Source organism: Xenorhabdus sp. Sc-CR9 (genome assembly GCF_963897815.1).
Taxonomy (GTDB): Bacteria; Pseudomonadota; Gammaproteobacteria; order Enterobacterales; family Enterobacteriaceae; genus Xenorhabdus.
Map to the genome: position 1 here is coordinate 54,349 of NZ_CAWQTY010000109.1, position 14,876 is coordinate 69,224.

Sequence of the window (14,876 nt, forward strand, 5' to 3'; positions counted from 1 at the left end):
TTTACATGCAACCAGTTATTTTTTACCACAATCCCCGCTGCTCAAAGAGCCGTGAGACACTCAAACTAGTTGAAGATCTCGGCATTGTACCTGAAATCATTCACTATCTTGATACTCCACCAACAGTAGAACAGCTTGCTTTACTTTTGAAACAACTCGGTTTCGAAGATATCCGGCAATTGATGAGAACCAAAGAAGATCTCTACAAGGAATTAAATCTTGGCGATAAAACGCTATCTCAAGAAGAGTTACTCAAGGCAATGACTGAGAATCCAAAACTAATAGAACGTCCGATTGTTGTTGCAGGTGATAAAGCGCGTTTAGGCCGCCCGCCAGAGCAAGTTAAAGAAATTCTGGGTTGATCTTTTTTGATAAAAATTCATTTTTCTATAAAAACTAAACAAAAAAGTGATAGGGTATATCCTCTATCACTTTTTTATCCGACTCCGTTTTTATGTTTGACTTATTAAGTCAAAGCTCAAGGATATCTTTCACAAACGGGATAGTCAGTTTGCGTTGCGCTACGATAGATGCACGATCAAGCTCATCCAACGTTTTAAACAGCGTTTGCATTTCCCTATCAAGCCGTTTCAACACAAAACGCCCGACATCTTCAGGTAATTCAAAACCCCGTAATTTTGCCCGCAACTGCAATGCCTGCATTTTTTCATCATCAGACAAAGGCTGTAATTTATAAATCTGTCCCCAATCCAGACGGGATGCCAGATCTGGTAACGTTAGGTTAATCTGCCGTGGAGGGCGATCACCAGTAATCAACAGACAAGTTTGCCCAATTTCGACGATGCGGTTATACAGATTGAAAATAGCCATCTCCCATTCCTGATCACCAGCAATACATTCAATATTATCAATGCACACCAATGATAAATGTTCCATACCATCAAGGACTTCGGGAACAAAATAGGCACGTTTATCCAGCGGTACATATCCCACAGCTTCTTCCTGCTGGGACAATTCAGTACAGGCTGCGTGAAGCAAATGACTCTTGCCCCCGCCATCACGGGACCAAAAATAGATATAACTGCCATGTGACTGACTAATGGCCAATTTTATTGCAGCTAATAAGGAAATATTCTCACCTGCAAAGAAACTGGCAAAAGTTTCATCATCGGGCAAATATAATGGTAACGAAAGCTGCGACGGTGTATTCAGAAGCACCTCAAACAGAATGGAGAACGAACAGAGCTAAGTCTACCACAAAAAGTCTCTATAAATGAAACGAATGCTTTACTTAAAATGAGAGGTTATTGCCGATGCCCATCCTCCCATCAAGTGGATAAATTACGACCATTCAAATAAAACAAATTTACTTTTAAATTAGTCATTCTTTATGCGTATCTTATTCTCTATCTGGGATCTGTTTTTTACTAAAAAATGAACTCAAGTCACAGTATTTTACCAAACGATAGGATAGCTTCAATTACAGGATTAAAAATCACAAAAAACCAGAATATCACATTGTAATTCCAGAAATAAAAATCCTTATTGACTCATAAAAATAAACAAAATTAATATATTTAATGAAATTAACTCCGAAAAAGCCCTATATAAAACATCAAATTAAGAAATTAATGTTAAATTAGAATATCATTTAATTAGAAGTAAAATATGTTACTTGAATATATTTTATATAAGAATTTAAAAAAATATTTTTATCATCAGGATAAGCTAATAAGCGTTTTTTATTTCGGATAGTTATTAGTCTGGAAAAAATCATGATGATATGTGGTAGAGAAAATAACATAATCACTATATCTTCTGTATTTTCAACCAGTTAATTGGAGACCATGATGATAACAATGCAAAACATACTAGAAGAAGTAATGAAAAAGACACAATATGCTTTTATGCATGGCGCATCAAATAGATTTTTTTGCGCAACAATAGTAAAATTCCTGGAACATACCAATATCTTAATGAGAGCAAATTAAAAAATAAAATAGCTTTAGGTAAAAAATGCTAAACCACCTAAAAATTAATATAACCTGTAATAGAATAAATGACCAATTAAAAACATTTAATTTAAAAATAAGACTTAAACTTGAAGTATAAAGAATATATATTATCTATTACTATACTGCCGTTATAATTCTGGAGTACACTATGACAATTGAAGATATTCTTAAACATGTAACCAAGCGAGCAAAAAATGCATTCTTAGCCGGTTCATCAACCCATTTTCCTTTCCACACAAAAGATATTGATATGATTGGAAGAAGTAACAAACAGAACCCTAATATGATAAAATTAAAACATGATTATGATATAATTGATGATAGTATTGAAGATATGCGTTATAGACTTGGTAATAAAGGAATCAGCTATTGTCACTCCTATTACACCGTTAATAAATTCAAAAAAAATCTTGCCGGAAATTGTCAAGAACTTAGTTATCATGCTTTCCATGAATTAATGAAATTTCATTCACTTGAAATTTTTAATTTTTACAGAAAAATAGATAAACATCCAATTTATATTGCCCTATGTGGGCCGCCTGAACCCTATGATCATGGTTTTATTGTCCTATATCATCCTCTAAATCAAATGCCTTATCCTATTCGTGAATTACGAAAACTTCAACCAGATTCTTGGATATGCGATCCTTGGGCCGATATTGTCTGCAAAGGCTCACAATACCCTGAAGAATGGAATAAAAAAATGAGAATTTGGGATGATAATAATCACTGTGTGATTTCAAAAGACAGTCAAGGTTATGTAAATAGCGAGAAAAATATATACAAACAATTTTTTTCTCCGTTAAGAGAACCCGTTAAGAGAACAAATAAATAATGCTATCCCTATACTTCTTAAGTCTGATTCAATAATACAAATTTATCAAGTAGCATTTATTGATAGTACAGGTAACCTTCTTCAGATAACACATGAAAACCAAGCGATTGATTACAATATATCTGAGATGAATAATATGAGTTATATGGAACTCTCTGACTATTACAATGAAAAAAAGTAGCTTTCTAAGCCTATTGACCTATCTGATATAACTACCGAAAAACTAATAGAAAAAACACATATAAATTTAGAAAATAAACCTAAGTAGCCTGAGGGAAGAATATTAATTAACTTATTATTATATAAAAAATATGAGAAAGAGTTCTGCAATGAATTCTTTCTCATAAAGAAGATAATGTAAATTATTTTACACTTTCATTCGCTTTTTTATCAATACTGAACGATTCCATGGACGAAGTGATATAAGATTCATCTGGACGAATAATGTGAATTAACTTGAAAATCAAACTCAGACCGATACCTACGACAGTTGCCAACGCCATACCCTTCAATTCCGCTGCACCAATCTGGATTTTCGCACCACTGACACCAATAATTAAAATAACAGAAGTCAGGATCAAGTTTTGAGCTTTGCTGTAATCTACTTTTGAATCAATTAAAACTCGAATGCCTGATGCACCGATTACACCATATAGTAACAGAGAAACGCCGCCCATGACTGGGACTGGAATTAACTGAATCGCTGCTGCCAATTTTCCGACACAAGAAAGCAATATCGCAATGATCGCTGCGCCTCCAATTACCCATGTGCTATACACACGGGTAAGAGCCATAACACCGATATTCTCACCGTAAGTTGTGTTAGGTGTTGAACCAAAGAATCCCGAAAACATTGTTGAGAAGCCATTTGCAAACATTGAACGATGTAGACCGGGATCTTTCAGCAAATCCTTCTGCACAATATTGGCGGTAACCACCAAGTGACCCACATGTTCCGCAATTACCACCAGCGCCGCAGGTAAGATAGTCATGATGGCAAACCATTCAAAACGTGGTGTATAGAAAGTTGGCAGAGTAAACCACGGGGCTTCTTGTACTGGTGTAAAATCAACAATGCCCATAAAAAATGACAATGCATAACCGACCAGCACACCAATCAGAATCGGGATAATCGCCATAAAACCACGGAATACCACCGAACCCAAAATCGTCACAGCTAATGTCACCATGGAGATCGTCAGATTGGTCATATTAACAGCTGTATTTGCTGCGGGGCGTAAACCTGCCATATCGGCAGCAACGCCAGCCAACTCAAGACCAATTACTGCAACAATGGCACCCATCGCCGCAGGTGGGAATATCACGTTAATCCATCCCCTTCCTGCGACTTTGATAATCAGGGCAACCAGACAAAACAGAAAACCGCAGACAATAAATCCACCCAATGCTAATTCATATCCCAAAGGCAATAACAACAACACCGGAGAAATAAATGCAAAACTAGAACCCAAATAAGCGGGAATTTTCCCTTTGCAAATCACCAGATACAATAAGGTTCCAATACCGTTGAATAATAAAACCGTGGCGGGATTAACGTTAAATAAAATGGGAACCAAAACAGTTGCACCAAACATGGCGAATAGATGTTGTAAACTTAATGGAATAGTCTGCACTAAAGATGGCCTTTCATCTACTCCAATGGTCCGGCGGGTCATTATTAAAATCCTCTTAATTCCCTTTTATGTTTCAGACTTCATCTTTGTTGGCTGCTATCTGAAATTTATTGGGTATATATCATTTTACTGGAAACAAAAAAAAGCCGACTTTTCAGTCGGCTCAGAATATTATTTAGTGCCAAATAGTTTGTCGCCTGCATCTCCCAAACCAGGGACAATATATCCATGCTCATTAAGTCGTTCATCAATCGAAGCAGTATACAATTCGACATCTGGATGTGCTTTTTCCAGTGCAGCGATACCTTCTGGAGCCGCAACCAAAACCAACACCTTAATCACAGGACACTCTGCTTTCTTCAAAAGATCAATGGTGGCAATCATGGAACCGCCTGTCGCCAACATTGGATCGACAATCAATGCCATACGTTCACTAATATCAGAAACCAATTTTTGGAAGTAAGGTACAGGTTCCAGTGTCTCTTCATCACGATATACACCAACGACACTAATCCGTGCACTTGGAATATTTTCCAGTACACCGTCCATCATGCCCAATCCGGCACGCAGGATAGGTACTACCGTAATTTTCTTCCCTTTAATCTGGTCTATTTCTACCGGACCACACCATCCTTCAATGGTCACTTTTTCAATTTCTAAATCAGCAGTTGCTTCATATGTCAGAAGACTCCCCACTTCTGAGGCCAGTTCACGAAAGCGTTTGGTGCTTATATCATGATCTCGCATCAGACCAAGTTTATGTTTAACCAGTGGATGTCTAACCTCAACGATCTTCATGAGTTTCTCCTAATATAAGCCGGCAGACAAAAAATCGCGGGATTATACCTCCTTTTTAGTATCTAGCCACTACCAATCTATTCATTTTTATCAATCATAAATATTTTTCTGCGATTTTTATCTTACAGAAAACCCATATAAAGCTATCGCAAACGTTTGCTTAGACTGTTAGAATTATTTCCGTTCTGTTTTATTCATTCAAGTGCAACCGCCTGGGAGCTATGCAGTGACCAACAAAACCTCTCTTAGCTATAAAGATGCTGGTGTCGATATTGATGCTGGTAATACCTTAGTCAATCGTATCAAAAGTGTCGTAAAGCAGACCCGCCGCCCTGAAGTGATGGGGGGATTGGGTGGTTTCGGCGCGTTATGTGCCCTGCCTCAAAAATATCGTGAACCTGTGTTGGTTTCCGGTACAGATGGTGTTGGCACTAAACTGCGTCTGGCCATGGATCTGAAACGCCATGACACCATCGGGATTGATTTGGTTGCCATGTGTGTCAATGATCTGATTGTCCAAGGAGCTGAACCACTTTTCTTCCTTGATTACTATGCCACGGGCAAACTGGATGTTGATACTGCCGCCAGTGTCATCACGGGAATAGCGGAAGGCTGCAAACAAGCAGGTTGTGCGCTGGTCGGAGGTGAAACGGCGGAAATGCCGGGTATGTATCATGGTGAAGATTATGACGTTGCTGGCTTTTGTGTCGGTGTCGTTGAAAAATCAGAAATTATTGATGGCAGTCAGGTTCAAGCTGGTGATGCACTGATTGCGCTGGCATCCAGTGGGCCACACTCCAATGGTTATTCCCTGATCCGCAAAATTCTCGAAGTAAGCCAGACAACCCCTGAAACGACCGAACTTGAAGGAAAATCTCTCGCTGATCATCTGCTTGTTCCTACTCAAATTTATGTCAAATCCATTCTGGAATTAATTGAAAAAGTTGAAGTGCATGCCATTGTACATCTCACAGGTGGTGGTTTCTGGGAAAATATTCCTCGCGTTTTGCCAGACAATACGCAGGCAAGGATCAATTCTGCGAGCTGGGAGTGGCCAGCAGTCTTTACATGGTTGCAACAAGCTGGCAATGTTAGCACTCACGAAATGTATCGCACATTTAACTGTGGGGTAGGTATGATAATCGCTCTGCCTCAATCACAAGCGGAATCGGCCATTTCATATTTGAAAGCAGCGGGAGAAAATGCATGGCAGATTGGTACAATTGCCGAACTCAACGCTGATGAGCAACCTGTCGTTATCAATGAATAAGTTTTATGCCCGATAAATTCAAGTTGCAGTTTTACCAACTGCAACTTGAAACATGAAGGGTATGTCGGTAAATGAATTCCTTCAACGAAGATAATCCATGAAAAAAATTGTCGTTCTAATATCTGGCAATGGTAGCAATCTGCAATCTATCATTGATGCTTGTCAGCAAAACCGGATTAATGGGCATATTGCAGCAGTTTTCAGTAATAATGCGGATGCTTATGGGCTGCAACGTGCTGAACAGGCAAATATTCCCACCAACTTTCTCAATCCTAAAGCATACATAGATCGTACAAGCCATGATCTCGCCTTACTCAAGGCTATTGATCAATATCAACCAGATTTAGTGGTTCTGGCGGGTTATATGAGAATTCTATCCCCTGATTTCGTACAGCACTATCATGGTCGCTTGCTTAATATCCATCCATCCCTGTTACCAAAGTATCCCGGCCTGCACACCCATCAAAAAGCCATCGAAAATGGTGATAGGGAACATGGTACTTCCATTCATTTTGTTACTGAAGAGTTAGATGGTGGCCCTATTATTTTACAAGCCAAAGTGCCTATTTTTGAGGATGACATAGAGGAAGATATTGTCGAGCGAGTCCAAATCCAAGAACATAATTTCTATCCTTTGGTTATTCGCTGGTTTCTGGATGAGCGTTTGACGCTGAAAGGAAATACAGTCGTAATGGATGGATATGTTCTACCGCCGCAAGGTTACGCATCAGAATAATCCAGAGCTAACTTCTTTCCTCTTTTAAGTTGCGGTTTTACTGGCTGCAACTTGAAATCTGTCAGGCATAAAAACCGGATTAACCTCCTGTGTTAACGTATCTTGATAAGAAATTTAATTAATATATTGTGTTAAGGTAACATTGTATTAGGATTATACCTTGCTGTAAGTTGTCATCTCGGATTACTTTATTTTCTGTGATCAAATAATCTGATTAGCTATCTAAAAATATAAATCTAGCAATAATTATTTATACCCTATGGATTTCGAGATGCAGTTTTTATGTTTTGGGAACACATCCCCAGAAGCATAGCTAACTAGACCAGGCTGGCTGGAATGAGTAAACGTAGCCAACAAAACAGTCGTTTGAAATACCAAGGGTATATATTGATACCATCACTTAAAAATATTGAAGCTGAGGTACCCAATGTCCAATGGTTCAGAAAGTCCATCTGTTAACTTACGCCCTCTTGAACGGGAAGACCTCCGTTTTGTTCACCAAATTGATAATAACGCCAGTGTCATGCGTTATTGGTTTGAAGAGCCTTATGAGGCTTTTGTTGAATTATGCGATCTCTATGACAAGCATATCCATGATCAAAGTGAACGTCGCTTTATCATCGAAAGCGTAAATTCCAAAGTTGGGTTAGTAGAGATAGTCGAAATTGATTATGTCCATCGCCGGGCAGAGTTTCAAATTATCATAGCTCCGGCCTATCAAGGACAAGGCTATGCTACAGTAGCCGTTAAACTGGCGATGGAATATGCCTTTGCTGTCCTGAATCTCTACAAACTGTATCTGATTGTTGATAAAGAAAATTTAAAAGCAATCCACATATACAGTAAATTGGGGTTCTATACCGAAGGTGAATTAATCGATGAATTTTTTGTGCACGGCTCCTATCATACGGCCATTCGGATGTGTACTTTCCAACACCATTATTTTGCCAATAAGACCCGTGAATTCTAGACCAGCGTGCTGGCCCATCAAATTGAATGGAAAACCAAACGGAGTAGTAATGTCCCACGATCGTCTCTATACCGAAAAAGAACTCAGTTGGCTCTCTTTCAACGAACGTGTACTTCAGGAAGCGGCTGATAAAAGTAACCCGCTGATTGAAAGAATGAGGTTTTTAGGGATCTACTCCAATAACCTTGATGAGTTTTACAAGGTTCGCTTTGTCGATGTAAAACGGCGCATTCTTATCAGTGAAGAACAGGGTTCAGCGACCAGCGCTCGCCAGCTATTGAGAAAAATTCAGTCCAAAGTCGCCAAAACTGATCAGGAATTTGATGATCTCTATAACGATCTGCTGCTGGAAATGGCCCGTAATCAAATTTTTCTGATTAATGAACGGCAAATATCCCCGAATCAACAAATCTGGTTACGGCAATATTTTCGCCAACATTTGCGACCGCACATTACGCCAATTGTCATTAATTCAGAAACCAACCTGGTTGAGTTTTTGAAGGACGATTATACCTATTTGGCTGTTGAAATTATCCGTGGGCAAGAAACACAATATGCTTTACTGGAGATCCCATCGGATAAAGTCCCTCGTTTCGTCAACCTGCCACCAGAAATGCCCCGCAGACGCAAATCAATGATATTACTTGATAATATTCTGCGTTATACACTGGATGAAATTTTCAAAGGATTCTTCGATTACGATGCTTTAAACATTTACTCTATGAAAATGACCCGTGATGCCGAATACGATCTGGCAACAGAAATGGAGTCCAGTTTGATGGAACTGATGTCTTCCACACTGAAACAAAGACTGACGGCAGAGCCGGTGCGGTTTGTCTATCAGCGTGATATGCCTGACGAAATGGTAGAGCTTCTGCGCAGTAAACTGGGACTGTCCAATGATGACTCGGTAATTGCAGGTGGCCGCTATCATAATTTTAAAGACTTCATTAAATTCCCCAATGAAGGAAACCGGAATCTCCTGAACAAACCCATGCCACGATTGCGCCATACTTGGTTTGATCATTTCCGTAACGGTTTTGATGCCATACGGGAGAAGGATGTCCTGCTTTATTACCCTTACCACACTTTCGAACATGTGCTGGAATTGCTACGTCAGGCCTCTTTCGACCCTAGTGTAATCTCTATCAAGATTAATATTTATCGCGTTGCAAAAGATTCACGCATTATTGACTCTATGATCCATGCAGCGCATAACGGTAAGAAAGTCACGGTTGTGGTGGAATTACAGGCACGTTTTGATGAAGAAGCCAATATCCATTGGGCGAAGCGATTAACCGAAGCGGGCGTGCATGTTATTTTTTCTGCTCCCGGCCTGAAAATTCACGCTAAGCTATTCATTATTTCCCGTCTTGAAGGGGACAAAATTATCCGTTACGCCCATATCGGCACGGGAAATTTCAATGAAAAAACTGCGCGTTTATATACCGATTATTCTCTGTTGACCGCAAAGCCCGAAATCACCAATGAAGTGCGCCGAGTATTTAACTTTATTGAAAACCCTTATCGCCCGGTCACATTTGAAAATTTAATGGTATCACCCCAAAATTCACGGGCCATGCTCAATCGATTGATTACTCAAGAAATCGAAAATGCACAGGCAGGAGAAGTGGCCGGTATTACTTTAAAAATCAATAACCTTGTTGACAAAGAGTTGGTAGATCGACTTTATGACGCCTCAGAAGCTGGCGTCAAAGTTCGTATTCTGGTGCGGGGCATGTGCTCTCTGATTCCGAATCAATCAGGTTTTAGTGAAAACATCCACGTCACCAGCATTGTGGATCGGTTTCTGGAACACGATCGAGTTTACGTTTTCACCAATAAAGGCGATGAAAACATCTTCCTTTCATCGGCTGACTGGATGACCCGTAATATCGATTACCGTATTGAAGTTGCGGTTTGCCTGCTTGATCCTATGTTAAAACAACAAGTTATGGACATCCTTGAATTGCAGTTCAATGATACCGTCAAAGCACGCTATATCGATAAAGAATTAAGCAATCGCTATGTTCCACGGGGAAATAAGCGTAAAATCCGCGCTCAAATTGCGATTTATGATTATCTGAAAAATCGTGAACAACCGGAACCAAGAGCCTGATTTATGCCGTTGAAACACGACACCCCTATGCCCAAACCTCAAGAAATTGCCACTATTGATCTGGGTTCTAATAGTTTTCATATGGTAATCGCCCGTATCGTTAACGGTGCACTACAGGTTATTGGACGTTTAAAAAAACGGGTTTTCCTTGCGGATGGTTTAAACAGTAAAAACGAATTAAGCGAAAAAGCCATAAACCGTGGCTTGGCTTGTCTTTCCCTATTTGCGGAACGATTACAGGGGTTTTCTGCTGATAATGTTTGTCTGGTCGGAACCCATAGTTTACGTGAAGCCACCAATGCGCAAGAATTTTTAAAACGTGCAAAAGAAGTTATCCCCTATCCGATTGAAATCATCTCAGGCCATGAAGAAGCCCGCCTGATTTTTATGGGCGTTGAACATACCCAACCGGAAAAAGGCCGAAAATTAGTAATTGATATTGGTGGTGGCTCTACGGAACTGGTTATCGGTGAAGATTTCGAACCACTCTTAATCGAGAGTCGCCGCATGGGTTGTGTCAGTTTTGCCCGCCAATTCTTTCCTGATAATGTGATCAATGAACATAATTTCCGTAAAGCACGCCTTCAGGCAGCCCAAAAGCTAGAAAATCTTGTCTGGCAATTTCGCACGAAAGGCTGGGATTTTGCTTTAGGTGCATCGGGAACAATTAAAGCTGTCCATGAGCTATTAGTGGAATTGGGCGAGAAAGATGGCCTGATCACGCCAGAACGACTCAATATGCTGGTGAAACGAGTCCTGAAATATAAAAATTTCAAGGCGCTGGATCTGCCGGGAATTTCTGATGACCGCAAGCAGACTTTTGTTCCCGGCCTTTCAATCTTGTGTGGTATTTTCGATGCCCTGCATATTGAGGAATTACACCTGTCTCAAGGTGCTTTAAGGGAAGGTGTACTTTACGAAATGGAAGATCGATTCCGTCATCAGGATATTCGCCAAAGAACCGCCAAAAGTCTTGCTGAACACTATAATATCGATCGTGAACAAGCCGACCGAGTTTGGAGTACCGCCAAAAATCTTTATGGGCAATGGGCAGGACAAAACCCCAAACGGGTGCAACCACAACTGGAATCTATTCTATTGTGGGCAGCCATGCTACACGAAGTCGGTTTAAGCATTAATCTCAGCGGGTTACAACGCCATTCCGCTTATATACTGCAACATACTGATCTGCCGGGATTTAACCAAGAACAACAATCATTGCTGGCAACACTGGTACGCTATCACCGCAAGGCAGTGAAAGTGCATGAGCATCCCCGTTTCTATCTGTTCAAGAAAAAGCAGTATCTTCCTATACTTAAGATATTGCGGCTGGCAACATTATTGAATAACCAACGCCAATCTACCACAACGCCAGATACACTAAGGTTAGGAACTGATCATAGTCATTGGACACTCTACCTGCCCAAAAATTACTTAACGCAAAATGCTCTGGTGCAACTTGATCTGGAGAAAGAACAGGATTACTGGAGTGACGTAACTGGCTGGAACTTACACATTAAAGAGGAATCGACTTAACGATCTCACGTTATGAAGAAGAAAAAGAAATCTGTTCAAATTACAAAATTGATCTTGCTTATCAGCTTTCTGATTTTATTTGGGCGTCTTATCTATTCATTCATGGCAGCTTTAGAGCATCACCAGCAAACCCAACAGCAATCGGTGGAATTACTCAGTAGCCCGAAAACAGAATAGTTGTTACAGGGGCTTTCAAGAGCAATATACCAGATTATGTTATGGTTATGTTATTGTGAACGCCCTTGTTTTAGCCTATTTTCTGTTTTAAAGGTACACTATGTTACAACCGACCTTTACACCTAATAATAATGCGACTGTTGCCAATCAACATTCGCAAAAATTGGCATATGCTCGCCAACACCTGTTCTCACTGTTCATTAATGATGAGCTATTTGTTGACACGTTATTAGGCCAAGCTGATGAATCTTCCGCCATCAGCGATGAACAGTTATTAGAGAAAATAGAGGAAGTCAGTACATTACTGCTCGACCTGCATACTGCTGATATTGCGGATATTCTGGAAGCCTTGCCCTATGACGAACGTCTCGCTTTATGGAAGCTTATCGATAACAATCAGCGCGGTGAAGTTTTGGTGGAAGCCTCCATTCCTATCTGGGACAACCTGATCAAAGACATGTCTGATGTTGAATTATTGCGCGCCATCGGCACTTTGCATGTGGATGAACAAGCGTACATAGCGGAACATCTTCCCAGAGAGACTTCACGCCGCTTACTGACCTATCTGGAGCCGAGCCAGCGCAACCGCATCCGCGAAGTATTGCAATACCACAAAGACAGTATCGGGCAGATGATGGATTTTGAGTTCGTGACAGTACGGGGAAACGTTACACTCAGTACAGTTCAACGTTTTTTACGCTCACGTGGCTCCATCCCCGAAACAACAGATAAGATCTTTGTTATTGATCGTAAAAATCGTCTTCAGGGAGAACTCCCCCTCACCACATTGCTGATCAACGTGCCGGATAAATTAGTTGCCGAAGTCATGCATACGGATACCGTGACTTTTTCGCCGGAGCAAAAAGGCGAAGATGCCGCCAGTGCATTCGAACGTTACGACTTAATCTCTGCCGCTGTGGTGGATAACAACGGGCGTTTGATGGGACGCCTGACAGTTGAAGACATTGTTGATACCTTAAATGAAGAAACCGACAACAATATACGCCGGATGGGGGGATTAAGCCGCGAAGAAGATGTTTTCGCTCCCGTTGGGCAAGCAGTCAAAACCCGCTGGACATGGCTCGCAATAAACTTGTGTACCGCTTTTGTGGCTTCCAGAGTCATCGGCCTGTTTGAACATACTATTTCTCAGCTTGTCGCCCTTGCAACTTTGATGCCTATCGTAGCAGGCATCGGTGGTAATACTGGCAACCAGACCATCACTATGATCGTTCGTGCACTGGCGCTTCACCAGATTCAAACAGGCAGCTTTTCTTATCTGATATTGAGAGAGTTTGGGGTCGCCCTGATTAACGGCATCATTTGGGGTGGAATAATGGGTGTTGTTACCTATCTGCTTTATAGTGATTTTGCTATGGGGTGTGTTATGACAATGGCGATGATACTGAACCTGCTGATGGCAGCGCTGATGGGGGTGTTTATCCCGTTTATTATGATGAAACTGGGGAGAGATCCTGCGATTGGTTCTAGCGTGATGATTACTGCCATTACGGATACTGGCGGATTCTTTATCTTTTTGGGACTGGCAACACTGTTTTTGGTGTGACTTCTCACCGCCCTATCGGGCGATGCTTCTTATTTCGTTAGCCGTTGCTCGATAGTATCGAGACTTACGCAGCTTCCATAAGCAGAGACGACCGTCCAGCCGCCTTTAATTCCAGAATGCCTTTATCACGGATATTGAGAGCCGCGTTTAAGTCGCGGTCTATATCCGTAGTGCCACAAGATGGACAATCCCACTGACGAACCGACAAAGGCATATCTTCCGTTTTATGACCGCAACAATGACAAGTTTTAGAGCTGGCGTACCACTGATCGAGTTTTACTAGGTGCTTACCTTGCTCTTTGGCTTTGTACTCCAGCTTTACAACAAAGCCATGCCATGAGGCATCTGCTATGTGTTTAGCCAGTTTGCGGTTTTTCATCATATTGGCTGATTTCAGTGTCTCGACTATCACCGCTTGGTTTTCGTCAACGAGAGTTCGAGAGAGTTTGTGCTGAAAATCAGCGCGAGCGTTCGCTACTTTTTCATGGCATTTGGCGACCAGCAATCTAGCTTTCGCCCGATTAGCACTGCCTTTTGCTTTTCTAGATAGCTGACGCTGCTTACGTCTGAGGTTTTTCTCAGCACGTTTTACAAATCTTGGATTGGCTGTCTTTCTGCCATTAGATTCAATGGCAAAGTGGGACAGACCGAGATCGATACCTGTTACCTTGCTTACAGTGTGAGGTAAATCAGGCGCTTCTACTCCATCATCAACAAGAATTGATGCGTAAAATTTACCTGTTTTACTCAAACTGACTGTGATGCTTTTTACTACGCCACTGATCTCACGGTGAATATTTGCCTTAACAGGCTGCATCTTCGGGAGTTTGATTGCACTATCAAACACCTTTATGCCCACACAGTGGTAACTCGATTGCTTGCCGTGTCTACGTTTGAATTGTGGGTACTTGGCTTTCAACTTTGGGTTAAAAAAGTTATCAAAAGCTTGGTGAAGATTGATTACGGACTGTTGTAAAGCAATTGAATCGTATTGCTTCAACCATTGATATTTCCGTGATTTCTTGGCAGCCGCAAGTAGTGGTTTTATGTCTTTCTTAGGGTTCAGTGTGACACCATGCTTGCGGTACATATGGGACTTTAAATGTAAAGCTTTGTTATACGCAAAACGCACAGCACCAAACTGAGCCATTAAAAAGTCAGCTTGTTCTTGTGTTGGATAAATGCGTACTTTTGTTGCTCTTAACATTTCAGTGCTCACCTGTATAATGGATTTATATTATTGACTTAAACAGGTTTT

The 14,876-nt window shown here is 40.8% G+C and carries 13 protein-coding genes; 9 read left to right on the plus strand and 4 right to left on the minus strand.

Annotation, left to right across the window (positions count from 1 at the left end; genetic code table 11):
- Window positions 1–5: 5 nt before the first annotated feature.
- On the plus strand, window positions 6–362 hold the full coding sequence (gene arsC, locus AACQ81_RS05270) for an arsenate reductase (glutaredoxin) (protein ID WP_237385123.1): 357 nt from the start codon (window positions 6–8) through the stop codon (window positions 360–362).
- A 109-nt stretch (window positions 363–471) separates the two neighbouring features.
- Here arsC and hda read toward each other — a convergent pair whose 3' ends face one another.
- The gene (hda, locus tag AACQ81_RS05275; RefSeq protein WP_237385124.1) at window positions 472–1,179 is read right to left on the minus strand and encodes a DnaA inactivator Hda; all 708 of its coding nucleotides are present in this window, start codon (window positions 1,177–1,179) and stop codon (window positions 472–474) included.
- Between the two features lie 945 nt (window positions 1,180–2,124).
- On the opposite strand from hda, the gene AACQ81_RS05280 reads away from it, so the two are divergent.
- On the plus strand, window positions 2,125–2,811 hold the full coding sequence (locus AACQ81_RS05280; RefSeq protein ID WP_237385125.1) for a hypothetical protein: 687 nt from the start codon (window positions 2,125–2,127) through the stop codon (window positions 2,809–2,811).
- 362 nt (window positions 2,812–3,173) lie between these two features.
- On the opposite strand, the gene uraA is transcribed toward AACQ81_RS05280, so the two are convergent.
- Entirely contained in the window at window positions 3,174–4,487 is a 1,314-nt protein-coding gene (uraA, locus tag AACQ81_RS05285; RefSeq protein ID WP_237385126.1) for a uracil permease, read from the minus strand.
- A 129-nt stretch (window positions 4,488–4,616) separates the two neighbouring features.
- The gene (upp, locus tag AACQ81_RS05290) at window positions 4,617–5,243 is read right to left on the minus strand and encodes a uracil phosphoribosyltransferase (RefSeq protein ID WP_237385127.1); all 627 of its coding nucleotides are present in this window, start codon (window positions 5,241–5,243) and stop codon (window positions 4,617–4,619) included.
- Between the two features lie 226 nt (window positions 5,244–5,469).
- On the opposite strand from upp, the gene purM reads away from it, so the two are divergent.
- The 7 genes from purM (at window position 5,470) to mgtE (ending at window position 13,618) form a co-directional block, all read left to right on the plus strand.
- Window positions 5,470–6,513 carry a phosphoribosylformylglycinamidine cyclo-ligase gene (gene purM / locus AACQ81_RS05295; RefSeq protein ID WP_237385128.1) on the plus strand — a complete coding sequence of 348 codons (1,044 nt, stop codon included), beginning with the start codon at window positions 5,470–5,472 and terminating at the stop codon, window positions 6,511–6,513.
- Between the two features lie 97 nt (window positions 6,514–6,610).
- On the plus strand, window positions 6,611–7,249 hold the full coding sequence (gene purN, locus AACQ81_RS05300; protein WP_237385129.1) for a phosphoribosylglycinamide formyltransferase: 639 nt from the start codon (window positions 6,611–6,613) through the stop codon (window positions 7,247–7,249).
- Window positions 7,250–7,676: 427 nt separating this feature from the next.
- Complete coding sequence (gene speG / locus AACQ81_RS05305; RefSeq protein WP_237385130.1) at window positions 7,677–8,219, plus strand: spermidine N1-acetyltransferase; 543 nt, start codon at window positions 7,677–7,679, stop codon at window positions 8,217–8,219.
- Window positions 8,220–8,268: 49 nt separating this feature from the next.
- The gene (gene ppk1 / locus AACQ81_RS05310; RefSeq protein WP_237385131.1) at window positions 8,269–10,338 is read left to right on the plus strand and encodes a polyphosphate kinase 1; all 2,070 of its coding nucleotides are present in this window, start codon (window positions 8,269–8,271) and stop codon (window positions 10,336–10,338) included.
- 3 nt (window positions 10,339–10,341) lie between these two features.
- Window positions 10,342–11,874, plus strand: coding sequence for an exopolyphosphatase (gene ppx / locus AACQ81_RS05315; protein ID WP_237385132.1), 1,533 nt, complete (start codon window positions 10,342–10,344; stop codon window positions 11,872–11,874).
- Between the two features lie 12 nt (window positions 11,875–11,886).
- Entirely contained in the window at window positions 11,887–12,051 is a 165-nt protein-coding gene (locus AACQ81_RS05320; RefSeq protein WP_237385133.1) for a YfgG family protein, read from the plus strand.
- A gap of 100 nt (window positions 12,052–12,151) precedes the next feature.
- Window positions 12,152–13,618 (plus strand): magnesium transporter, encoded by a 1,467-nt coding sequence (gene mgtE / locus AACQ81_RS05325; RefSeq protein ID WP_237385134.1) that lies wholly within the window; start codon window positions 12,152–12,154, stop codon window positions 13,616–13,618.
- Between the two features lie 64 nt (window positions 13,619–13,682).
- On the opposite strand, the gene AACQ81_RS05330 is transcribed toward mgtE, so the two are convergent.
- Window positions 13,683–14,825, minus strand: a complete 1,143-nt coding sequence (locus tag AACQ81_RS05330) for a transposase (RefSeq protein ID WP_237385135.1) — start codon at window positions 14,823–14,825, stop codon at window positions 13,683–13,685.
- Window positions 14,826–14,876: the final 51 nt, after the last annotated feature.